This is a genomic window from Exiguobacterium sp. s145, assembly GCF_018618835.1.
Lineage (GTDB): Bacteria > Bacillota > Bacilli > Exiguobacteriales > Exiguobacteriaceae > Exiguobacterium_A > Exiguobacterium_A artemiae.
The window spans coordinates 71358-95430 of sequence record NZ_JACSMV010000007.1; the positions used below are offsets into that span (position 1 = coordinate 71358).

Below are 24073 nucleotides of genomic sequence, written 5' to 3' on the forward strand. Positions count from 1 at the left end.
TGTTTCCTGTCGTGGATTTGCCTGCATCTGTCTTGTTCCATCTTCATTCAGTGTTTAATTACTTCGTTATTTCACGGTAAACGTCCAATAAATGATGTTTTTCTTTATCCCAGTTGTATTTCCGGCGTGCCTGCTTTGTCCGTTCTTTCATCGCCTGACGCAAGCCGTCTTCCTCAACGATTTGGTTCACGGCGACAGCGATCGCTTCCGGGGATTCAACGTCAACGAGTAAGCCGACGCCTTCCGTTTCGACGACACGCCGAATTTCCGGTAAATCCGACGCAACGACCGGCACGAGTGCCGCCATGTATTCAAACAGCTTATTCGAAGAAGCCGAATAGTGATTAAAGCAGATGTTTTGCAGAACTTGAAAACCGACCGTCGCAGCCGCCGTATAACTCGGCAGTTGATCAAGCGGTACTTTATCAATAAAATGGATCCGCTCCCGTTCCGGGGACTGTGCCGCCAACTCCTGGAGCCGCGGTTTGATTTTTCCGTCTCCAACAAACAGCAAAGTCCCACGCCGGACAAACGGCATCGCTTCAATCAGTCGCTCAAGTCCCCGCCCTTCCTGAATACCGCCTTGGTACAGCAAAATGGGTTCGTCCTCCTTGATGCCGATTTCTTGATGTACGGATCGCGGTTGTGGTACTTCTTCGTGATAAAACGGATAATTATGCAGGACAGCCGGCCATTCGCCATAAAGTGATGCGTGGTAGTCTGCCCGTGTGTCATTTTCAACCATCGTTCGATCAACAAACCGTAACAAGTAACGCTCAAACAACCCCTGTCCTTTTCCGTAACCTGTCCGGTCGGTCTGCACTTCATGCGAATCGTAAACGATCTTCGCCCCTCTTGCGGAAAAAATCGCTTGAGGCAACGTGTTTAAATCGTTCGCATGCATGATATCGTACGTGTGTTTGCGAGCCGCCCGCGTCATGCGGATGATTCCAAAGCTGTTGTACAGTGCATAGCGGACAAACCGGCTTTTCTGTAAGAGAAACAGTAGCACCAAGACCGGAATCAGCCATGGAAACAGCAAGAACACGCCTGCGCCGGCCATCAGCGTAAGAGGATTACGCTTCCGGATCCGGCGCAGCACGGATTCAAGTGGAGGTGTCCGATCGATTCGAAGAATCTGAAAACCTGCCGGGTGTCGTTCGAGTTTCGGCAAGCTCCCATCATTCAGGCAATACAGATCAACGTGATACCCGGCTTCCGAAAGCGCCGTACATTCCCGTAAAACACGCGCATCGTTCGTAAACGTATTCCAAACAAACATTCCGACCCGCTTCATTTACTCACCCCTAATACTCGAAGATCGGTTTGACGAATCGCCTCAAACAACCGCTCCTGATTTTGTTCCCAGTCAAAGTGCGCCTGGACATACTTCACACCGGACTGCCCCATGGCACTGCGTGCTTCGGGATGTTCAGCCAAGTACCGGATATGCTCGACGATCTTTTCACGACTCCGCTCGCGGGAGACAAAGCCCGCTCCCGCATCTTCAATAACTTTTGCGGCATGCCCCGAGACGGCTCCGACAATCGCACACCCCATCGCCATGTAGTCGATGATTTTCCCTGGTGTCACCGTGTCGAACGCTGTACTCTCGACCAACGTTGCAAAGGCGATGTCACTCTTCGCCAGTTGTTTCAGCGCATCCCATCGTGGCATCGCGTTCATGAAGTGAATGTTCGTCAGTCCCCGCTCGAGAACATGGGCTTCGAATTTTTCCTTGTGATACCCGTATCCGACGACATGGAATTCAATGTGTTTATCCTCTTTTAGTTGTTCCGCGACATCAAGTAGTAAAAAAACATCCTGCGCCAGACCGATGTTGCCGGTGTAGACGACACGGACTTGCTCCGATACTTTCCGCCGTTTAATCAACCATTCATTTTCCTCAATCGAATTCGGGATGTAGTGAATCTTCTCTGGTGCAATCCCTTTCTTTTCGATATACGACCGAAACCCTTCACTGTTGATAACAATTTGATCGGCTTGGCGGTACATCCATTTTTCCAGCCAATAGAGTGGCGCAAGCAACAACCGTGATTTCGTAATCCCGACTCCGACCAGTGATTCCGGCCATAAGTCGCGAACATCCAGAATCAGCGGTGCTTTTTTCAGGTGTTTGGCAACGACTCCGACAAGACCCATGAAGATCGACGGCGTCGTCGCATAGATGTAAGCGTATTGTTTAGTATCGTGCCGTACTTCCTGGACTGCCAAGACAAATTGTTCAATGAACAAACGGAGTCTGCGCCATAAATTCGTCGTCGCCCGAAGATCACGCGGTTGAATTCGGGTAATCTTCGCAGCATCCAGACTCGGTTCGTCCCAAAACATGGCATCCGTGTACAGTTCAGCTGTCGGATAGAGTGGTTCCGACGTCAAGACGTGGACCTCACTCCCCTGTTGCTCCATCCGTTTGAAGATATTTTTCATCCGGTTCGCAGCACTCCCGATCTCCGGATAAAAATTTTGACAAATCATCAGAACGTTCATCGTCTCCGGGCCCGTCGCTTCTTTACGTTTCGTCTGAATTTCCAGTAACGGATGACGACTTTTCCGAGCTTTGAATTTGCGAGTGACCGGTACTTTGATTTCCATTCTGCATTCGCCTCCAAGACATCCAGATTCGACACAAGCGCCCCTTCGTATCGCGCGAGCACCATTTGATACTGTTGCGTCAGCAACTCAATTTCGTCTTCCTTCTCCGCGAGTTGCCGCGTGAGCTGATCCCGCTCTGACACCAACTCCGCTTGTTCCTGTTCGATGTCCTGCTGTTTTTGCTGCTTCAATTCCCACTTTTTATTCAGTTGCTTCAAGCGGACGATTTCAGTGAGATGCAACCGTTCAACCGCTTCAAAAGCTGTTTCGAGCCAACTGACTTCTTGTTCCGTTACCGGGCGTGACGGTTGTTTCTCCGGATGAAGCGTCAACGTCACACCGAGCCATTTATCGATGCGTTCCAACTGCTCAATCGTCCCGTATGGTGTCAATTGTTCCAGCAGATGCTGTAAATAATACGTCCGTTTATGATCGGCATAATCGTTCACACCGAATGGAACGGTCACGACGAGCCGACCACCGGGTTTTAAGAACGCACAGGCTTTTTCGACAAACCGCTCCGGTTCCCCGATATGTTCTAAGACTTCCGTCATCAATACCGTGTCGAATCGTTGGGACGTTTGGAAGGTCATCAGATTGGCTTCTTCCAATTGAATCAATTCTTGAACGGAGTGTGCTTCTTCTCTTAGTGCCGCCGTCGCTTCCACGATTGCTTCCGGCGAGACATCGATACCGACTACCTGCTTGCCTTCGCGCCCGAGCAAAATCGGAACCAGTCCACCGGAACAGCCGATATCGAGAATTTGACTGCCTTTTGTTTCCCGGACGATCCAGTGGACCCGAGACCGGACCTTTTTCCCGAATGCGACGCCGAGTTGATCATAATAAGCGGCCCGAATTTCATCTTTCGGTCGCATCATCTGTTTTGTCTGCATCATCTGACCTCCTCCAGTAACAATGTTTGAATCGCATCCGTCCGTTTCATGTCCGCCAACTCCACGAATTGACGGATCAGCGGGTTCGTCAGGTTCATTGGTTCATAAAAAGCAACAATCATACGCAGTAATGCGACACTCGGGGCAAAATCCTTGTCGCTGCAATACCGAAGCTTCACTAAATACCAGTGTTCAAAGAAATGCTCAAAACGTGTTGTCTTATACGCATCGAGCACACCGTAACGGGCAAATTTCTCTGCCCGTGCCTTTTCCCGGACAACACTTCGTTCGAAGAAACGAACCGTCAAGGAGTTGACGGTTGAACCGGCAACCGCGGCATAGTAATAATGGATGACACGATTTACGAGCAAGACACGATTTGCGTGCAACATCATCTCTTGGAAAAACAGGGAATCTTGTCCGACGGCACCTACCACCTGCTCCAGCTGATGTTCCTGCAGAAAACGTCGGTTGACGACCAGCGCCTGAATACTTTGAACGGAAAAGCGATTTTCCAATAAGTAGGCTTTCGGTTGATCACACCCCGTCCGTCCTTGTTTACGAATCTTCGGCAACGCAATGATGCTTGTTTTTTCCGCCAGTTTCTTCATGTGGCCGACAGCAAAGTCGAGTGTCGGATCTTGATCCAACTCAGCCAACAGTTCGGCATACCGGTCACTCAAGACTTCATTATCAGGATCAAGGAAAGCGATCCGTTCCGAGCGCGCCAGTTCAACCCCTTTGTTGCGCGGACGTGACGCACTGCCGCTGCCGCCCGTCGGAAACAGATAGGTCACGACATTCCCGTGACGTCGTGCCAGGCGGTCAATCGCTTGGCGGGTGAATCGATCCGTCGATCCATCGTCGACCAAGATAATTTCCGACTCTTCAAACCGATCCATCCGTTTGAGGCTGGCAAAACATTTATACGTCAAATGCCTGCCATTGTTGAAGATCGGGACGATGACAGACAGCACAGGAGCCTTGACCATTGCGGTGCCACCACCTTCGTTCCACTCCAGCGCGTCCAGGAACAAAGTCTTTCCCTCAATCTTTCCTTCGGAGAACTGCTCATACGGGAACGCTTCACGCCAAATCATGGCGTTCACTGTCGACCCTTCCGCTTCCCGGATTACAAAATGAGCTTCTTCAGTCCGCGTTTTGCGGGTGATTGACACATCACTGTATTTGAACCCGTTCACCAAATCTTCCAAGTAGTACTCTCCGTATGATTCAGCCCCGTCGAGCACAGTGACGAGATCGGCTGAGACATAAAGCGCTCCGGTCAACTCTGATTCGTGACAAATTACATCAGCGGTGATTGATTGACGTGCGAGCAGTTGTTCAAGTTCCGGCGTCGCATTGCGTAAGACGACGAGAAGCGTCCGTTTGACCGGCGGCATGTCCAGTTGCAGAAGCCGCGTCAATTGATCAATCCGGTCATAGACCGTATGCAACGACATGACAGAACGAATGCCTTCAGCCCGGAGTCGATCAATCTCCTCTTGTGTCGTCCGCTCTAGAATCGCCTGTACTTCTTGGTGGTCATGGATGGTAAAGACGTTCGGGAAATCGTTATTGACGGCGATACTGTAGTTCGACAAAATCAGATTGCCGAGCGCTTGTGATTCATAGACCCGACGCGCACACATCGTCTTGCTGTACTTGATACTGTTTAGATTCAACACCCAGTCATAACATTTACTGACCTGTTGCAATGCGTCATAGGGAATCGCAGGAGCCACACGCGGGACGTAACGTTCCGGAAAATGATAGTCCGGTAGATTTAACTGATAGTTCCGGTCAACGATATCGAGTGTATGATCTGAGCGTAAGACACCATCAAATAACATCTCCGTATCTTTGACACGCTCCGGATATTTCGCCATCCAGCTGCCGGCAAACAGCACGTGTTTTTTGCGGCTTCGCGTCGCTCCGACCGGATTGTGGATGATCGGATTAACACCAAACGACGTTGCTTCAATCCGGTCGTGTCCACAGAGTACTTGGTATTCCGGAATCATCGCTTCGTCTGATGTTAAAATATAGTCGGCAACTTTCGCCAGATCACTGAACCGGTCAAAATTGCTCGGATCTTCCGTCGACTGGAAAACGACCGGGATTCCTTTTGCTTTCACCTGCTCCATCATGTCGAGCAAACGCTGCCGTTTTTTAGAAGTTGGCGTCGCGACTCCTTTCCAATCATCACCGTGTAGACCTTTCCAGGACGTGACGACGAGAAACAGATCAATCGGCTTTTCAAAGACGTCCGTAAACGTTGCCGGATTGACATAATGTAAATGTAACGCGTCCTGATAGTAGGCATGCATGAACTCCGAGCACACGATCGCCACCTCAAGCGGACGGCGTTCATAATAACGTGAACCGCCCGTCACAGAGATGTCTTCGTACGCAATCTCTTTCAGCAACTCCCTGTTGCTGTCTTGATGGTAACGCTTCGTTTTGGCTTCGAGTGGGGATGACTTAGGGCGAACCGTCGTTTTCATCCGCAAGACATCGAGTTGTTTTAGTCCCTCGATCGACGCACGGTTTGCTGCCGGTGCGGATTGGATTCGCTTCTGTTCAGTCCGCACCCAGTTTAATTGTTCAATGATACTTTTTTTCCACTTTTGTTCACTCACACGTATACACCCTTCCTTCATTCATCTCTGTTTCAGTCTACGAGACCAGTTCAAAGAGGACTTAAAGGTCATGCAAGGTTTTTGTAAAGAGTTGATGAAGCAATTGTCCTTTTTCCTTACATTCACCATCAAATGAAGAGGAGTTTGCGTGGAGTCGAGTTTGTTCGTATCTTGTTTTGCTACAAAACCTCAATCTCATCAAAGTGTCCGTTTCGTTTTTAGAATCGATAATTCGGGTACATATAAAATATCAAGTACAAGGGGGATAAACACTCATGATGGATAAAAAACAAGATACACCAAACGAAACAGCGGATGTCGGCTTACATCCGGACCCAGAACCAGCCAAAACATCTGATCCGGGAATCAAACCGGCCGAAACACAGCATCCGGATCCTGATGTCGAAGAATTAAAAAAAGATCCTGCTGATCAATAAATTCAAGCACAAAAAAGGTGTTGCTCTCCGCTCAGGAAAGCAACACCTTTTTGACGTACTCTTATAATTTGACCAACAGTTTTCCCGTGTTCGACCCGTCAAACAGACCAAGAAAGGCGTCCGGGACTTGTTCAAACCCTTCAAATATCGTTTCTTCGTACTTCAACTCACCATTGCTGACCCATTTACCAAGTTGTTCCGCTGCTTCTTTAAACCGTTTGCCATAGTCTCCGACCAAGAAACCTTGCATCCGTGCGCGCGCAATGATCAATTTCGATTGGACCCGTGGACCTAAATCCGCCTGTTCGTTATAGCCGGAAATCGCCCCACAGACTGGAATACGGGCAAAAGGATTCAATCGATCAAGAACGGCATCCCCGATTGCACCGCCTACATTTTCAAAGTAGACATCGATCCCGTCCGGACAAGTCCGATCTAAGGCTTCGCCGATCTGCTCCGTTTTGTAATTGATGACTTCATCAAATCCAAGTTCCTCTTTTAGATACTGAATCTTTTCAGCACTTCCAGCAATCCCGACGACTCGTGCGCCTTTAATTTTAGCGATTTGACCAACAATTGATCCAACGGCTCCTGCTGCTGCCGAGACGACGACCGTTTCGCCAGATTGCGGGTTCCCGATGTCGAGCAGACCGAAGTAAGCGGTCATACCTGTCATTCCGAGCACACCCAGTGCCGTTGAGACAGGCGCCAATGTTGCATCGATTTTACGGACTTGTTTTGCATCGACCACGGATTTCGTCGCCCAGTCGAGCATTCCGACAACGGTGTCACCCACTGTTAACAGATCACTTGTTGATTCAACGACCCGCGCGACGACACCACCTTGGATGGGTGCATCCAGGTCGAATGGTTGCGAGTAAGAACGTGCATCATTCATTCGCCCGCGCATATAAGGATCGACTGAGATATAGAGCGTCTCTACTAAAACTTGATCCGCTTTTAAGGCGTCCAATTCGATCGTCTCATAACGGAACGTGTCCCGTGTTGGACGTCCCTCTGGTCTGCTGGCTAATACGATTTGTTGTTCTGACATAACTGTTCCCTCCCCGATTTTTTACCTCTCCACTCTAGCAGTCCTTTTGTTTCAGTGCGAATAGTTTGCTTTTATTTTTTCAGAAAATTCCATTTTCTGCTTGACGTTTTGAACGCTCTTTCGTATGATTAAACACAATTCATCACTTTTATACTGTTATGCATAAAAGCGATACATAAGGAGTGAATTTAGTTGAATACGACCTTAAAACGTTTTGACCGCCAATTCGGTGTCCATGTCTTAAACGGACTCAGTATCGGCATCTTAGTTGCTCTTATCCCGGGAGCGTTGCTTGGTGAACTTGCCAAAGCCTTGCTTCCCTATTTTTCTCCTGCGCAACATATCATCGACTCGACTGCTCTTGCGATGCGGCTCTTGCCGATGGTCATCGGTGTCGCCGTTGCCATGCAGTTCAAGGCAACCCCGATTGAAGCGACCTCGATTGGTCTTGCGACTGTCGTCGGATCCGGTGTCGCAAACCGAACCGAGACCGCCGGTTACTTATTCATCGGAACCGGTGATGTCATCAATGCCGGATTGACAGCCGCAGTCGCAACTGCCCTCGTCATCTGGCTCGGAAGTCGTTTTAAGACGTATACGGTTCTCGTCATTCCAACCTTAATCATCGTCGGAGCCGGCGGAATCGGTGTCCTGACCTATCCGTTTGTCACGAAGATCACAGCCACGATCGGTCAAGTGATTACACACTTTACCGTTCTTCAACCGGTGTTGATGGGCATTGCCTTAGCCGTTACTTTTTCGGTCCTCATCGTATCACCGCTTTCGACGGTCGGGATTGCAACAGCCATCAGTTTATCCGGTGTTGCAGCAGGAGCCGCTAACCTTGGTGTTTGTGCGGCAGGTTTCGGACTCGCGATTGCCGGGTGGCAGGCCAATTCCCGCGGCACGTCCATCGCTCATTTTTTAGGATCTCCTAAAATTCAAATGGCGAATTTCATTCGCAATCCGATCATGATTCTGCCCGTCATGTGCAGTGCCGCCGTACTTGGCGGACTCGCAGGTGTACTCGGTATTCAAGGGACCCCCTTCAGTGCCGGATTCGGTATGTCGGGTCTGATTGGTCCAATCAATGCGCTTCACTTGATGGCAGGAGGATGGACGTGGATCAATATTTCGCTTGTCTTCGGACTGTTTATTGTTTTGCCGGTGATCCTGTGTCTTCTGTTCCATCAGCTCTTCCGCCGTTTTCGTCCTTGGACGAATCACGAGCAGTACCGACTTGATTTTGATTAACAAAAAAAAACAAGCAGACGCTGACTCATCAGCGCTGCTTGTTTTTTTGCTCATTCCGTTATACAAACTTCAACAAATCAAGCGGTGTCTCCAGCTGATGGTCAGCCGTCTTCCATTCTTGTTCTGTTCCAAAACCGAAGCAACAAATCGCTACCGGCATATTTTGTAGTCTGGCCGCCTCAACGTCCGACGAACGGTCGCCGACCATCAGATAGTCGACCTCGCCAAACTCTTCACGATGTGCGGCTAAAATGTCTGCTTTTTGTTTCCCGTTCACCGACTCCAAACATTTTGGACTTGTAAAATAAGATCGAATGTTTTGGCTGTCGAGAACAAGATTTAAATAATGTACCCCGCAATTGCTTGCTGTTGATACGATATGTCCCTGATTCGTCAATTGTTCCAATAATTCTCGAATGCCATCAAACAGAACATCTTGATTCTGCATCGTTTGCTCCAAGTGATGATGACGTTTTCTACGAATCTCTTTAATGTCGTTTTCAGAAGCATCCGGGATTGCTTTTCTCCAAAAAGCATTACCCGCCAAACCATAACTCGACTGGACACTTGCTTTGGATGGTTTGACCAGATGCGGCATATCTTCCATCGCAAGATGAATTGCCTCTGTCATCTGATCGGTCGAGTCGATCAATGTACCGTCAATATCAAATAAAATCACTGCCATGTGAACACTCCTCTATTTTTTAGATATACTTTGTTTTTTCATGAGCGTTTTTTTTCGGAAATACAGATAACCTGCACCAAATACGATGAGACCGATTATCCAGGGAAGGTAATGGTGGAATTCAGGATGCCGCCCCATCATGCCATGTCCAAGTTTCTTTCCGCCCCAGATAAAAAAAGCGGACCACATAAAAAAAGAAATCGTCGTCGCAATCGTAAAAGTGAGACGCGAGACACCGGTCAACCCTGCCCCTATCGCAAATCCCATCCGCCACATCGGTGACAGCAATAAGATGAAACGACCGCGCGTATCCATTTGACGTTGGAATCGCACCATCTTCGTTTCAGAAATACGAAACCATCTAAAAATTCGTTTTAGTAAACGGTCACTTCCGAGACGCCCGATTGTAAAGAAAATATTTTGACTGATCACAAAACTCATGACGGCCACGATCAACATGACAATCAGGTTAAACTCCGTTGTGTGGACCAGATAGCCTGCATACGCAAGCGGCACTTCACTCGGTAAAAAGGGAAACATCAAACTCAACATGATTCCAAAATAACCGTATGATTCAATCCATGAATGCCAAGCCATTCCATACCTCCTTCCCCAAAAAGTTTCTCTGCTTCTAGTGTAACGAACTTTCAAGGACGCGTACAGAAATGACGTTTTTGTTTCCTGCAAAACAAGAGCTAGTTTCGATTGACCGCAAGTACATGAAACGAGGACTTTCATCCAAACGAAAACAGAAGGCGGATTCAAAATCCACCTTCTGTTTTATATGAGGACCAACTGTCTCAGTCCGGTTGTCTCATGAAATTAGTAAGCATCCTCACTTTGAAGCGGCTGCGTACTTGCTTTTTGTTGCTCATCCTGCCAATCACTGAATCGTGTCAACTCTTCGAAAATCGTTTTCGTCACGAACAGGATGATGGCGATATCATCCGCAAATCCGAAACCTAACACAAAGTCCGGCACTAAATCGATGGGTGAAACGAGATAAATCAAGGCCCCGATTACTTTCAAAATCGTCGTCCTGCGAATATTTCGGTATTCACCGGATTGATAGGCACGAACCATATCGATAAATAAACGGACGGGAGAAAAAACGATCGATAGCGTCGAATTTTTATTTATTTTTTCACTTGCACGTCGTAACATTGAATTTGTTTTTTTAGGTTGATTGATATACGCTTTAGCTTCATCTGCATATTTTTCTTGTTCTGTTTCGAGCTTTTGATTTGATAAATCCATCAAAAATCCCCCATTCAACATAATAGTAGCGTTAGCTACCTTTTATGTTCCCTAATGCCTATCTGGATAATCCTTTCTTCAAGGATACAATATGTTTTAATCGATTCATTTTCGGCTATCTGATTATAGCAGTCTACCCAACTACACATTCCCCAGGAGGAATTTACAATGAACCATATCAATCATACTGTCATCATCACAGGTGCCGCCAATGGCATTGGAGCAACGCTTGCCAAGACTTATGCCAAAGAAGGCGCCACCGTCATTCTTGCCGACATTGATCAAATGACCGGTGACGATCTTGCGGCAGAAATCGAAGCTGACGGCGGGACCGCTTACTTTTATCATCTGGATGTCCAGGATGAAAAAGATGTCAACCTGCTGATTGATAAAGCCATTGAGCATACCGGCCGGATCGATATCGTGATTAACAATGCCGGCATCATGGTGCGCAAGTCGTTACTTGAATTAGAGCTTGAGGAATGGGACCGTGTCCAACATACCAATCTGCGGAGCATCTTTTTAACGACAAAAGCCGCGGCGCCTTATTTGAAGAAAAACCCAGCAGGCGGACGGATTGTCAATCTGGCCTCCACCCGCGCGTTCATGTCCGAGCCGGATACGGAATCTTACGCGGCTACCAAAGGCGGCATTGTCGCGTTGACGCATGCTTTAGCCGTTTCTTTAGGACCCGATCGGATTTTAGTTAATGCGATTGCACCCGGTTGGATTGAAACCGGAAATTATCATGAACTTTCACCGGACGACCACAGCCAGCATCCGGCTGGACGAGTCGGAAAACCGGAAGATGTTGCCCGGGCTGCTTTGTTTTTAACGAATCCCGATAACGACTTCTTAACGGGAGAAACGTTGGTTCTTGACGGCGGAATGACACGAAAAATGATCTACGAAGAATAAATTAAAACTAATTTGTATATCCTGTTTCTTGATTCATTAAACCCTTACTTTTATTCCTCTTCTTCATATTACAAAAACATATCAGCTCTTTTTTAGAAGTGAATCCTTGGATTCACTTTTTTTATTGTGTCTTCTTTCGCGGATTATCAACGGTTCTCTCACTTTTTTGAAAGTGTCTCAAAAATAATTTACATAAAGAATCTCGATCACCTGATAATTTCCATATAATATTTTTAACGAAACTGTAACGGTGATTCCCGTCATTTCTTGTTAGAGTAGAACAGGTAACATTTCAGAATATGTATCTGAATTCAGGAAGGAAGGAATGATTGATTCAACTATGAAATCATCTTTAAAACAAACACTCGGTCTCTCACTGATGACGATGACCTTACTTTTCAGCCCACTTGTCCACCCCGTCGGTGCAGCAAGTTCTTATAAGGAAAAACAGCAGCAAAATCAACAACAGCAGTCCAAGCAAAAGCAAGCCCTCTCGAAAAAGACCACCCAACTGTCCAAAGCACAGCAAAAAGTCTATGCGCTCGATCAACAGATTAATGGACTGACGTTGCAGGTCGTCGAAAACCAACAAAAAATTGATCAAAACCGTCAGCAGATTAAACGATTGGAACAAAAAATCGATGCCTTACGCGAAAAAATCAGCAAGCAGGAAAAAATGCTCGGAGATCGTTTAGCTGTCCGACAAGCAAAAGCAGATGACGATCCATTTCTCGAGGCTGTTTTTGGCGCTAAAGATGTCGGAGATATGATCAGCCGTTTTAATGCTTTTAATACGATTGCCGAAAGCGATGCTTCTTTATTAAAAGATTACGAACAAAACAAACATCAATTGGCACTGGTTCAAAAAGAATTGAAACAAACACGTATTGATTTGGTTGAGGATCGTACTCTTCTAAAAAAGAAACAGCGTGAATTAAAAGCAGAAAAGATTAAACGAACGGCCTTACTGAATCGATTAAAATCAGAAAAACGTTCCATCGAAACTAACATCTTGAGCTTAAAAGATGCTGCCGCTCAACTGAAGGCGCAGGAAGCTGCTGCCCGTTCAGCCGCTCGAGCTGCACGATTAGCCGAAAAACAAGCAGCCGCGCAATCGGCGCAACCTGCTTCTGTTACAAAAGCAAGCACAAAAGTCCTTTCAAAAGCGACAGGCAAGTTCATCAAACCGGCTGCTGGTTCCATTTCACAAGGAATGGGCGCTGCCAGTGGAAGTAACGGATACGCGTACCATAACGGGATTGACTTTGCCGGACCACTGAACTCCCCGGTCGTTGCTTCCGCAAGCGGAACCGTCATCCTGGCAAGCTCCGGCGGGCCTTACGGTAATCACGTCTATCTCTCGCACAACATCGGTGGAAAAACGTATACGACCGTTTATGCGCATATGAATTCTCTGACCGTCAAACAAGGTCAACAGGTGAAACAGGGACAACAAATCGGTAACCTTGGCAGTACCGGAAACTCAACCGGTCCCCACCTTCACTTTGAGATTCATGACGGTGGGTATCAGTATAATGCCAACGGCCGGACAAACGAATTGAATCCAAGTGACTTCTTCTAAGCATACTTGACGAAAACCCCCTCAACGGACTGACTCGCTGAGGGGGTTTTGCTGTTTGTTCATATTACAGTTTAAACTGGCTGGTTTGTTGATCCAGTGAAGTCGTTGTTTGTTCCAGTTCCAGCATCAGTTGATGAATTTGTTCGAATGATGCTTGCTGATCGCGCATCGACGCCGCCACTTCTTCGTTCCCGGCGGCTAATTCTTCCATCACGCCACTGACTGAGCTGACTTGATTTACAACCTGATTCGCCTGGTCTTTTGACTGAAGTAACTGTGTCGTCATGAACTGGACGGCTTCCGTTACATCCGTCACGTGACCACGGGTTTCCTCGAATGACGATGTCACCTCAGCAAAGTTTTGAACCTGATGTGCTTGCTCCTTTTCAGATTGAAGCAATGCTTCCTGCAAAATCGCTCCGTCTGCCCGAATCGAACGAACGAGTGAAAAGATGGAACGCGTCGCTTGATGGGTTTCGTCCGCTAACTTCTTCACTTCACTCGCCACGACGGCAAAACCACGTCCTGCTTCTCCTGCCCGAGCCGCTTCGATGGCCGCGTTTAATGACAGTAAATTCGTTTGCGCCGAGACACTTGAGACAAGTTGCGCCATCTGTTCGATTTGCTGGGTTTGTTGTAAGAATCCGGCTAGCTTGCGACCGAGTTCCTGATTTTGAAGTGTCGCTGCCGCCAGTGATTCCGCTTGTTCCTGCATGATGGTTGCACTTTTCCCCATCGTCGTATCCGCCAGTTGACCTTGACTCAATGCTTGTTGCGCCCGTTGTTCGCTTTGTTCAAACAATGTGCTCATATCCGTAATGGTACTGACTGTCGTTTGCAAATCATCCGAGACAGTTTGTGTCCCACTGGCCATTTCATTGATGGCATGTGTCATGTTGCCTGATACTTCGACGATATTGGCATTTTCAGCTGTCGCCTGTTCGCTCATCTGATTGATGGTCGTCGATGTCTGACTGATCGTTCCGATGACACCATGCAATGTTCCTTGCATCTGGGCAATCGCTGACTCGAGACGACCGATTTCATCCGTCCGTCCCGAGATTTGTAGTTGTTGTGAGACATCCCCTTGCGAAATCTGTTCCGCCGTCTGAACGACCCGGCTGATCGGACGGGTGATGCTCCGCGCAAAGTACCAGTTATAGAGTGCTAATGCAATCAGAAGAATGAATGTCGCGATTAAAACCGAGCGCGTCAGATTCAATGTCTTATCTTTTGCTTCCTGTTGCAATACATCGTAAAATTCACCATTTTTCGTATGTAACGTATATAAATCGCTTAATACTCCTTCCACCTGGGCTGCGTGGGAGCGGATTGCAATTGGATCAAGCTCATTTAATAAAGTCGTCCGTTTCTCCGCCAAAGTCGTATATTTCATTTTGGCACGATTCAAATCCGGTTTAAACCGATCAATCAAATACGTTTTTTGTAAGGAATCAAGAGCTTTTTCATTTTTTTTACTTAAGGCAAGTGCTTGTTCTTTTTGATTTTCTGAAGGCTGACTCGCTAACCGGTTCCAGGCTGCCTGCTCATACAGTAACTTAGTCTCCAGTTCTGAAATCTCGACCAGTTGCTTTCCGTAATCCTCGTTGTAGGACTGGATTTGACGCAGTTCAAATAACGTCCAGCCCATTAAGGCGACAACACTGACAATCGTCACGAGTGTCGAAACCAAAAATCGTTGTCGTAACGTCATTGGACCTTCACCTTGCCTTCCAGTATGTCTTGTTTCAATTGTTCGAGTCGTTGTAAATCTTTTTCTGTAAAGTTGGTATTACGAATCGGCGCGAGTTGAATCGCTCCGTCTTTCACGCCTAATACGATTTGACCGGCTTGAAGACCCGGTGCTTTGACGCTGTCGCCAATTTTCGTAATCGCAAGATCGACCTGCTTCAACATCGATGTCATGACGGCATCTGGAGCAATCGCCGTTTGATCGCTGTCGACACCAATCGCCTTGTTTCCTTTTTCTTCTGCTGCCTCAAGAACGCCACTGCCGGTCAGTCCTGCTGCCGCGTATAAGACATCCGCCTCTTTTTTCATTTGGGCATTAGCGAGCTCACGTCCTTTATCCGGTGCCGCAAAGTCTTCTGCATAATCGACAAGGACACGGATGTCCGGATTAATGGCTGTTGCACCGGCACGGTAGCCTTTTTCAAACTTCTCAATGAGCGGTGATTTCATGCCGCCGATAAAACCAATCGTATCACTGTCGGATTGGATTGCTGCCGCTGCCCCCGCCAGATAACTGCCTTCATCTTCTTTAAATGTGACGGATAATACATTTGGTAGTTCCGACACGGCATCAATTAATGCAAACTGCTGTTTTGGATACTGTTTAGCGACTTTTTCCAAGTCCGCCTGTCCCATAAACCCAAGACCGACGACAACGGTCGGATGTTGTTTCGCTAACGTGGCAAATGCCGTTTCATATGACTTTGTTTCACTTAATTCTCTATAATCAATGAACCAGTCTTCTTTTTCACGTAGTAAAGACATACCGCTCATGGCAGCATCGCTGAACGACTGATCCCCTAATCCGACATCGGATAAGACGACTGCCATTTTCCGGCGCTCCTTCACTGCTTGTTCAGGATGATCGATGATACTGCCGCAACCCGCCAGACCGATGGTTAAGGCCAGCATGGACAAACTGAATCGTTTTGACACTTTTCCACTTCCTTCCCTTGTTCTACAATGGATTATCGGAAGGGTTGTCTGACTTCTTAACCTGAAAATCAAATTCAGAATTGTTTTAAAACAAAAAGTGGCTGAATCAAAAAAGAATCACTCGTTCTTTCACACCCTTTCCTCAGGCGAGACACAAGCCAGTTTCCCTGCCTTATTGAGGCAGGAAATCGGGTCTTGTTTGTCTCTGACAGCGCAAAATGCGCTTTTCCTGTAGGAGTTGCGTGAAGAGAGTGATTCTTTTTTTACGAAATCAGGGTGGCAGATTATCACTCCGCCACCCTGATCTTTATCGAGAGTGACTTTTAAGTCAGCCTCTGGTTTTATCAAATTAAATTAGTAGTCGCTGTCTGAAGTTCCACCTGTAACGATGGCAATTCCGGCAGAAGCACCGATACGTGTTGCGCCGGCATCGATCATTGCTTTTGCTCCTTCAAAATCACGAACGCCGCCTGAAGCCTTGACACCGATGTCAGGTCCGACTGTTTCGCGCATGAGACGGATGTCTTCTACCGTTGCGCCGCCTGTTGAGAAACCAGTAGACGTCTTAACGAAATCCGCACCGGCTTTGACTGATAACTCAGCAGCTGTTTTGATTTCTTCTTTTGTTAAGAGGCAGTTCTCGAAGATGACTTTGACGAGTGTGCCGTTTGCCGCTTCGACAACTGCACGAATGTCGCGTTCAACGAGTGAAAGGTCGCCGTCTTTTAATGCACCGATATTTAGGACCATATCGATTTCTGTTGCGCCGTTTTTGATGGCATCTTGTGTTTCAAATGCTTTTACTTCCGGTGTGTTTGCACCGAGTGGGAAGCCGATAACTGTACATACTTTGACCGCATCGTCTGATTTCAAGAGTTCTGCCGCGAGTGCTACGTTTGTCGGGTTGACACAAACACTGGCAAATTTGTATTCGAGCGCTTCTTTACAAAGTGTTTCGATTTGGGCACGTGACGTTTCTGCTTTTAAAGCGGTATGGTCGATCATTCCTGCTAAATTCATGATTCAGTTCCTCCTTAAGGATATCCCTTAGACTCTGTTTTCATTCTATCACGTGAGAGGTCAGACTTCTATCTTTTTACGCGACTTTTCGTAGCTGTTTTTTTCGAATCAGTAAACCGTTTAATGTAAAGATGAGTGCCGCGGACCAAATGAATGTAAACGCAATCAAGTGTGTTCTCGTAAAGGGTTCGTTATACAGAAGAACACCGATCGCAAGCGACAAGGTCGGGGCAACGAATTGCAGGAAACCGACGACCGTAAACGGAATCCGTTGGGCACCAAATCCGAACAATAATAACGGAACGGCCGTGATGATACCGGTTAAGAAAAGTCCAATCATCACAAACGGAGAAGAGGTAAAGGTCTCTTGTCCACTGACCCCCATGTATCCTAAAAATAATAAAGCAATCGGTAACGGAGCCAGTGTTTCGATCGTCAGACTGACGGTTGACTCAAGCGGCCGTTGTTTTTTGACGACACCGTAAAAACCAAAGCTGAAGGCTAGTGCCAAGGAAATCCAAGGGAATTTCCCATAGCCGATCGTCAGGATCAAGACACCGATCGTTGCAAGCAGAATCGCAAGCCACTCGATCCGCGACAGTTTTTCCCGGAAAAAGAACACCCCGAAAATAATGCTGACAATCGGATTGATGTAATAACCGAGCGATGCTTCAACGATAAAATTATGATTGACCGCCCAAATGTAGATGAACCAGTTCATGCTGATGATCAGCCCGTTCAGGAAAAACAAACGCCGGGTAAAGGGATTCTTCAGCGCACCGGTAAACTTCGGCAATGCTTTTTGAAGTGATAATAATAACAATAAGAAAATAAACGACCAGACGATCCGGTGTGCTAAAATCTCCTCACTCGAGACGGTCGCAAGTAACTTCCAGTAGATCGGCAACAGTCCCCAAATGACATAAGCGGCTAATGTCGCGATAAAACCCGATTTATTCATGATTCATTTCCTCTTTTCTCGGTCACGATACTTTTTTCATTTTCATCCGTCCGTTCGATATCCCACTGATTGTAAATAACGCAACAGCCAGCCAAATGAACAGGAAGGCGATGAAGTGAACCGGTGTAAAGACGTCATTGAATAAAAAGACACCGAGAATCAGGGTCAAGGTCGGGGCGATATATTGTAAAATCCCGACGTAGACGAACGGAATTTTCGGCATGCCGTATCCGAACAACATCAATTGGACCGCAGTCGCTACACCAAGCATGACGATGGCAAACAGTGCTTCCGTCGGCAAGGCAATCGGATTTGCTCCGGTCAGACCAAGCGTCAGCACGGCAAACGGTAACGTCACGAGCGTCTCAAGAAACAGACCGGATAACGGTTCTGCCGCCGCCTTCTTTTTCAGCACCCCGTAAAAAGCAAACGAAATGGCGAGTGAAAAGGCGATAATCGGAAACTTTCCGTATCCGAATGTCAGAATCAAAACACCTGTCACGGCACTCGCCATCGCAAAAAGTTGAGCCCGGTTCAGGCGTTCTCCGAAAAACAGCAAACCGAACAGGACACTGACGAGCGGATTAATGTAATAGCCGAGTGAAGACTCGACGAGATACCCTTCGCCGATTGCGTACAAATACAAGGTCCAGTTCCCGCCAAGGACAAGTCCTGCTGCAAGGACGGTATTGCGTTGACGTTTACTTTGCCAAAGTTGTTTGACGTGCTTAAATTTCCCGGTCAGTCGCAATAATAACGTAACAAAAATAAAAGCACTGATGATGCGAATCGAGACGACCGTCCATGCCGGTACGTGATCCGCAAACAGTTTGTAGATCGGTAATAATCCCCCAATCACATAGGCGACGAAGGTCGCACTCATTCCCCGTTTATCCACGATGAACCCCCTTATATGTATACAAGTAAAGCCGCCATCATCATGGCGACTTTTTTCAGCTTATTGTTGATCGAGTGTCTCGAACAATGTTTTCATTTCCGACTCCGTCAAGTCACGCCATTCCCCAATCGGTAAATCACCGAGTTCGATGTTCATGATCCGGACGCGTTGCAGACGTTTGACACGGTAACCAAACTCTTTGCACATCCGGCGAATTTGCCGGTTCAAGCCTTGGGTCAAAACGATTCGGAACGTCCGCGACTCGAGCTGTTCGACGACACATTCTTTCGTCGTCGTCCCAAGAATATCGACGCCGCCCGCCATGCCTTCGATAAACGTTTCCGTAATCGGTGCGTCGACCGTCACGATGTACTCTTTATCGTGATTGTTTTCCGCTCGTAAAATCCGGTTAACGATATCTCCGTCGTTCGTCAGGATAATCAAGCCGTCCGAATCTTTGTCGAGTCGTCCAATCGGGAAAATCCGGTTCGGATGATTGACGAAATCAATGATGTTGCCTTCGATGTCACGTTCCGTCGTACACGTGATACCGACCGGTTTGTTTAAAATCAAGTACTCGAGATCCGGTTTTGGCTGAAGCGGCTGTCCGTCAATTTCGACAGCATCCGTTTTTTCGACTTGCGATCCGAGCTCGGCGACGTTGCCGTTAATCGTCACACGTCCTGCATCGATCAGCTTATCGGCTGCGCGGCGGGAACAATATCCTGTTTCACTGATGAATTTATTAATTCGCATATCCTTATCCTCTTTCTTTTGTGTAATCTTTACTCAGTGTAGCGTATCCGTTCCTTGAAAACAAAAGAATTTGTCGGACTGTAAAATAAAATCCGCCTTCCTGTAACCGGAAGGCGAATCCCTTTTAAATCGCTTGCTCTTTTAACGTTTCCATGACGCGGACAAATTGTCCGTCATTCATCGGATAACCCGCTTTGCTGATTTTGACGCGAACGAGTTGACCAATCAGTGATTCGTCGCCTTCAATCGCGACACGTAAGTAATTGTCTGTATAACCGACAAGACGACCGCCTGCCTCTTCCGAAAATTCTTCCGGAATGATTTCCAGCAGTTCTCCTTCGTACTTCGATGCATATTCCTTTGCCAGCTGATCCGACAACGCAATCAGACGTGCGACACGTTGCTCCTTCACCTGCTCATCAACCTGATCGTCCATCATTGCAGCCGGTGTTCCGGTCCGCTTCGAGTACGGGAAGACATGCAGTTCGCTGAACTTATGGTCGTTGATGAAGTTAAATGTCTCCATGAACTCTTCTTCCGTCTCGCCCGGGAAACCGACGATGACGTCAGACGTAATCGCACAGTCCGGCAGAACTTCTTTCAGACGTGTAATCCGTTTTCCGAACTCTGCCATCGTATATTTCCGGCGCATCCGGCGTAAGACCGTATCCGACCCCGATTGAATCGGAACGTGCAGGTGGCGGACGACGATTGGCGAATCTTTCAGAACATCCAGCACTTCATCCGTGATTTGACTCGCTTCAATGGACGAAATCCGGAGCCGTTCAAGACCTGTCACGGACTCGAGCGCTTTCAGCAACTTCGCCAAGTTGTAGTCTTTTAAGTCTTCCCCGTAACCGCCTGTATGAATACCGGTCAAAACGATTTCCTTATATCCGGCATCGACAAGTTGTTGCGCCTGTTTCAAGACATCTTCCGGTTGGCGGGAACGCATCAGACCCCGTGCCCAAGGAATGATGCAGAACGTACAGAAATTATTGCATCCTTCCTGAATCTTCAGGGAAGCCCGTGTCCGGTCGGTAAAGGCCGGCACATCGAGTTCTTCATAGACTTTCGCCTTCATGATGTTCCCGACGGCATTGATCGGCATCCGTTCTTCGCGGAACTGTTCGATATAACCGATCATCTTATGACGGTCCTGTGTGCCGACGACGACATCGACGCCTGGAATCGCCATGATTTCCGCAGGTGATGTCTGGGCGTAACATCCCGTGACGCAGATGACGCTGTCCGGATTTTGACGGATTGCCCGCCGTATGACCTGGCGGCTCTTTTTATCACCGGTATTCGTTACTGTACATGTATTGACGACGTAAACGTCGGCATGATCTGCAAAGTCGACACGTCCATATCCCGCATCCTTGAACAGTTGCCAGACGGCTTCTGTCTCGTAATGATTGACTTTACAACCAAGCGTTTGAAAGGCAACCGTTGCCATTTCACTCACCCTTTCAATTCAAAATGATACGATACGGCGGATAGGACGTAGAGTGGTGCCGTTTCTGTCCGCAAAATCCGTCGTCCGAGTGATGCCGGCACGAATCCGCCAGCGGTTAACCGCGTTACTTCTGTTTCCGTCAGTCCACCTTCCGGACCGATCACAACCAATAAAGAGTCGCCTGACTGAAGCCGGGACAACGTCGAAGCAAAGGCTGCCGCCTCTCCCTCTTTTGCCGATTCTTCATAGGCAATCAGACACGCTGTATAATCGGCAGCACATTGTAGGACTTCATCATACGTTACATACTCAATCGTCGGCAAGTGTGCCCGGTACGATTGTTCTGCTGCTTCTTTGCTGATTTTTTGAAGACGTTCGAGCTTCTTCGGAATCTTTTTCGCATCCCATTTCGAGACCGAGCGGGCCGACTCAAATACAAGCAGCCGGCTAACGCCAAGCTCTGTCGCTTTTTGGGCAACGAGCTCCACTTTATCCCCTTTCGGCAGGGCATAGGCAATCGTCACATGAATCGGAAGTTCCGTCTCAATCGGTAATTCTTCAAGCAGCTCTGCGACGGCTGTTTGCTTATCCAGTTGCTCAAGCCGGCAACGGAACAATCCCGTTCCGTCCAATACTAAAATCTCATCCCCGACGTCCATCCGCATGACGTTTTTTATGTGATGGGCGTCGTCTTTTGACAATGTGAAGGTATTTCCTGCACGTGCGGTCTGTTCGACGAAATATCGTTGCATCGGCTTACGCCTCGCGTTTCGCGATAATCGCGACCCAGTCTTCGAGTTTCGTCGTCTCAACGATCGTGAATCCGGCAGCGACCATGGCGTCACGTACCATCTCTTTTTTCTGACCGATGATGCCGGAAGCGATGAAGTGACCGCCCGGTAATGTTAGTTCATACGCATCGTTGACAAATAACAAAATCACTTCGGCCAGAATGTTTGCGACAATCAACTCGACCGGCTCTTTGAGTTCTTTCATCAAATCACCTTGGCGGACGGTCACTTGCTGGCTGACTTTGTTTAACGCCACATTGTCTGTTGCCGAACGAACCGCGACTTCATCCAAATCAAGCGCAAAAACATCCTTGGCACCGAGTTTGGCCGCTGCAATCGCGAGAACACCCGAACCGGTCCCGACATCGACGACACGATCGTTGTCTTGAAGATAGTTTTCGATGGCTTGAATACAGAGGACGGTCGTCGGGTGTGTTCCTGTCCCGAATGCCATGCCTGGATCGAGCTCGATGATTTTCTCATCCGGTTGCGGTGTGTACTCTTCCCACATCGGTACAACCGTCAAATGACGGCTGATTTTAACCGGTTTATAAAACTGCTTCCACGAATGGGCCCAATCTTCTTCATCGACTTGTGTCAGCGTGACAGTTCCTGCACCAATCGTCAGACCGAATTTTGTCAGCATCTGAATGTCGCGTTCGATTCCTTTGATCGTATCCGTCAAATCGCTGCTTTCCGCAAGATACGCTTTGACGAGGACACCGCTGTCCGGATATTCGTCGCGCTTCTTCTCATCCCAAATCTCACCGAAGTTATCTTCACGGTGTGACATCATTTCGAAATCTTCGACGTCCTCGATGACGACACCGCTTGCTCCTGCTTCATGTAAGATGTTCGAGACTGCTTCGATTGCTTCTTGTGTCGTATGGACACAGACTTCTGACCATTTCATTTCCTGTCACGCTCCTTTAGTGATCACCCTGTAAAGAATGTTTTAATCCGGCTGAATACGCCTTCGTGTTGTTCTTCGACACCTTTTTCATCACTGATCTCATTGAACTCACGGAGTAGTTCTTTTTGACGGTCTGTCAGATTTTTTGGTGTGATGATGACGACGTTGACATATTGATCCCCGTGATGGCCTGAACGGACGTTCGGCATCCCTTTGCCGCGCAGACGGAATCGTGAACCGGTTTGTGTTCCGGCCGGAATCTTTAAGCTGACTTTCCCATGAACCGTCGGCACTTCAATTTCATCGCCAAGCGTCGCTTGGGCGAACGTAAGCGGCATATCCATCACGATATGATCGTCGACCCGTTCAAACAATTCATGTTCGCGGACACGGACGACGACGTACAGATCTCCGAATGGTCCGCCGTTAACGCCGGCTTCCCCTTTACCTGCCAAACGAATCTGTTGACCGTTGTCAATCCCGGCTGGAATCTTGACACGAACATCTTTGTTTTTACGGACACGACCTGCTCCGCGGCATGTTTCACACGGTTCTTTGACGATTTGTCCACGACCGTGGCATGTCGAACATGTCGTTTGATTGACGACACGTCCGAACATCGTGTTTTGCTCGACGTTGATGTGTCCTGATCCGCCACAACGTTTACATGTTTCCGGATGTGTTCCCGGTTTAGCACCTGAACCGTGACATGTTCCGCAATCTTCTTCGACTGGAATCGTAATGACTTTCTCGACACCTGAGAAAGCTTCCATGAAGTCGATTTCTTCGACATATTGTAAATCCTGCCCTTTACGCGGGGCATTCGGATCTTGACGGCGTCCGCCGCCGAAGAACATATCAAAGATATCGCCGAAACCTTCTGCTCCGCCAAAGCCACCACCGCCTTGCGATGGATCCTGGTGACCAAACTGGTCGTAACGGGCACGTTGATTGTCGTCTGACAAAACTTCATAGGCTTCCGATAACTCTTTGAACTTTTGATCGGCATCCGCCTCTTTATTGACATCCGGATGATACGTCCGGGCTAGTTTTCGGTAAGCTCGTTTAATCTCTGCTGCTGAGGCATCGCGCGCGACGCCTAACACTTCATAATAATCGCGTTTTTCCACGTGCATTCTTCCTCTCTTTAGGTCCGATTCATTTCATACTGTTTGATTTTACCGAACTTCAGGCGACATGGAAAGAGCCAAAGCGCGGATTACGCTTTGGCTCTCTCTAGCGCCCG

At 47.8% G+C, this 24073-nt stretch carries 22 protein-coding genes; 4 read left to right on the forward strand and 18 right to left on the reverse strand.

What is annotated here, in order from left to right; translation table 11 throughout:
- Nucleotides 1-58: 58 nt before the first annotated feature.
- The 4 genes from KNQ07_RS07990 to KNQ07_RS16310 are packed head-to-tail and all read right to left on the reverse strand — an operon-like array spanning nt 59 to nt 6154.
- The gene (locus KNQ07_RS07990; RefSeq protein WP_214765979.1) at nt 59-1297 is read right to left on the reverse strand and encodes a glycosyltransferase; all 1239 of its coding nucleotides are present in this window, start codon (nt 1295-1297) and stop codon (nt 59-61) included.
- Nucleotides 1294-2616 carry a glycosyltransferase family 4 protein gene (locus KNQ07_RS07995; protein WP_251135831.1) on the reverse strand — a complete coding sequence of 441 codons (1323 nt, stop codon included), beginning with the start codon at nt 2614-2616 and terminating at the stop codon, nt 1294-1296. Before KNQ07_RS07995 ends, KNQ07_RS07990 begins: the two co-directional genes overlap by 4 nt.
- A complete protein-coding gene (locus KNQ07_RS08000) occupies nt 2508-3515 on the reverse strand; it encodes a methyltransferase domain-containing protein (RefSeq protein ID WP_214765981.1) in 1008 nt (335 codons plus the stop codon). The genes KNQ07_RS07995 and KNQ07_RS08000 overlap by 109 nt, the downstream gene beginning before the upstream one ends.
- Nucleotides 3512-6154 (reverse strand): glycosyltransferase, encoded by a 2643-nt coding sequence (locus KNQ07_RS16310; protein ID WP_214765983.1) that lies wholly within the window; start codon nt 6152-6154, stop codon nt 3512-3514. Before KNQ07_RS16310 ends, KNQ07_RS08000 begins: the two co-directional genes overlap by 4 nt.
- A gap of 275 nt (nt 6155-6429) precedes the next feature.
- Between KNQ07_RS16310 and KNQ07_RS08010 the strand changes: the two genes are divergently transcribed.
- Nucleotides 6430-6591 (forward strand): hypothetical protein, encoded by a 162-nt coding sequence (locus KNQ07_RS08010; RefSeq protein WP_012369704.1) that lies wholly within the window; start codon nt 6430-6432, stop codon nt 6589-6591.
- A gap of 61 nt (nt 6592-6652) precedes the next feature.
- Here the strand turns inward: KNQ07_RS08010 and KNQ07_RS08015 are convergent, their stop codons facing one another.
- On the reverse strand, nt 6653-7645 hold the full coding sequence (locus KNQ07_RS08015; protein WP_012369703.1) for an NADP-dependent oxidoreductase: 993 nt from the start codon (nt 7643-7645) through the stop codon (nt 6653-6655).
- A 192-nt stretch (nt 7646-7837) separates the two neighbouring features.
- On the opposite strand from KNQ07_RS08015, the gene KNQ07_RS08020 reads away from it, so the two are divergent.
- Nucleotides 7838-8899: a PTS sugar transporter subunit IIC gene (locus KNQ07_RS08020; RefSeq protein WP_012369702.1), complete on the forward strand. Its 1062-nt coding sequence runs from the start codon at nt 7838-7840 to the stop codon at nt 8897-8899.
- 58 nt (nt 8900-8957) lie between these two features.
- On the opposite strand, the gene KNQ07_RS08025 is transcribed toward KNQ07_RS08020, so the two are convergent.
- From KNQ07_RS08025 to KNQ07_RS08035, 3 genes are all read right to left on the reverse strand, one after another.
- Nucleotides 8958-9584: an HAD family hydrolase gene (locus KNQ07_RS08025; RefSeq protein ID WP_119922466.1), complete on the reverse strand. Its 627-nt coding sequence runs from the start codon at nt 9582-9584 to the stop codon at nt 8958-8960.
- Between the two features lie 12 nt (nt 9585-9596).
- Nucleotides 9597-10181, reverse strand: coding sequence for a DedA family protein (locus tag KNQ07_RS08030; protein ID WP_214765985.1), 585 nt, complete (start codon nt 10179-10181; stop codon nt 9597-9599).
- A 225-nt stretch (nt 10182-10406) separates the two neighbouring features.
- Nucleotides 10407-10841, reverse strand: a complete 435-nt coding sequence (locus KNQ07_RS08035) for a YkvA family protein (protein ID WP_012369699.1) — start codon at nt 10839-10841, stop codon at nt 10407-10409.
- 168 nt (nt 10842-11009) lie between these two features.
- On the opposite strand from KNQ07_RS08035, the gene KNQ07_RS08040 reads away from it, so the two are divergent.
- Entirely contained in the window at nt 11010-11759 is a 750-nt protein-coding gene (locus KNQ07_RS08040) for an SDR family NAD(P)-dependent oxidoreductase (RefSeq protein WP_214765987.1), read from the forward strand.
- A gap of 325 nt (nt 11760-12084) precedes the next feature.
- A complete protein-coding gene (locus tag KNQ07_RS08045) occupies nt 12085-13341 on the forward strand; it encodes a murein hydrolase activator EnvC family protein (RefSeq protein ID WP_214765989.1) in 1257 nt (418 codons plus the stop codon).
- A gap of 64 nt (nt 13342-13405) precedes the next feature.
- Here the strand turns inward: KNQ07_RS08045 and KNQ07_RS08050 are convergent, their stop codons facing one another.
- The 10 genes from KNQ07_RS08050 to dnaJ all read right to left on the reverse strand — a co-directional run bounded on the left by KNQ07_RS08050 (nt 13406) and on the right by dnaJ (nt 23957).
- The gene (locus tag KNQ07_RS08050; protein ID WP_012369696.1) at nt 13406-15055 is read right to left on the reverse strand and encodes a methyl-accepting chemotaxis protein; all 1650 of its coding nucleotides are present in this window, start codon (nt 15053-15055) and stop codon (nt 13406-13408) included.
- Complete coding sequence (locus tag KNQ07_RS08055) at nt 15052-16029, reverse strand: BMP family lipoprotein (RefSeq protein WP_012369695.1); 978 nt, start codon at nt 16027-16029, stop codon at nt 15052-15054. Before KNQ07_RS08055 ends, KNQ07_RS08050 begins: the two co-directional genes overlap by 4 nt.
- A gap of 354 nt (nt 16030-16383) precedes the next feature.
- Nucleotides 16384-17049 (reverse strand): deoxyribose-phosphate aldolase, encoded by a 666-nt coding sequence (deoC, locus tag KNQ07_RS08060; protein WP_012369694.1) that lies wholly within the window; start codon nt 17047-17049, stop codon nt 16384-16386.
- Nucleotides 17050-17125: 76 nt separating this feature from the next.
- A complete protein-coding gene (gene rarD, locus KNQ07_RS08065; protein ID WP_214765991.1) occupies nt 17126-18010 on the reverse strand; it encodes an EamA family transporter RarD in 885 nt (294 codons plus the stop codon).
- A gap of 22 nt (nt 18011-18032) precedes the next feature.
- On the reverse strand, nt 18033-18908 hold the full coding sequence (rarD, locus tag KNQ07_RS08070; protein WP_214765993.1) for an EamA family transporter RarD: 876 nt from the start codon (nt 18906-18908) through the stop codon (nt 18033-18035).
- Nucleotides 18909-18968: 60 nt separating this feature from the next.
- A complete protein-coding gene (gene rluF / locus KNQ07_RS08075; protein WP_012369691.1) occupies nt 18969-19664 on the reverse strand; it encodes a 23S rRNA pseudouridine(2604) synthase RluF in 696 nt (231 codons plus the stop codon).
- Between the two features lie 124 nt (nt 19665-19788).
- Entirely contained in the window at nt 19789-21123 is a 1335-nt protein-coding gene (mtaB, locus tag KNQ07_RS08080; RefSeq protein WP_012369690.1) for a tRNA (N(6)-L-threonylcarbamoyladenosine(37)-C(2))-methylthiotransferase MtaB, read from the reverse strand.
- Nucleotides 21124-21128: 5 nt separating this feature from the next.
- Nucleotides 21129-21875 carry a 16S rRNA (uracil(1498)-N(3))-methyltransferase gene (locus KNQ07_RS08085; RefSeq protein WP_012369689.1) on the reverse strand — a complete coding sequence of 249 codons (747 nt, stop codon included), beginning with the start codon at nt 21873-21875 and terminating at the stop codon, nt 21129-21131.
- Nucleotides 21876-21879: 4 nt separating this feature from the next.
- Complete coding sequence (gene prmA, locus KNQ07_RS08090; protein WP_012369688.1) at nt 21880-22827, reverse strand: 50S ribosomal protein L11 methyltransferase; 948 nt, start codon at nt 22825-22827, stop codon at nt 21880-21882.
- A gap of 23 nt (nt 22828-22850) precedes the next feature.
- Complete coding sequence (gene dnaJ / locus KNQ07_RS08095; protein ID WP_012369687.1) at nt 22851-23957, reverse strand: molecular chaperone DnaJ; 1107 nt, start codon at nt 23955-23957, stop codon at nt 22851-22853.
- Between the last annotated feature and the right edge of the window lie 116 nt (nt 23958-24073).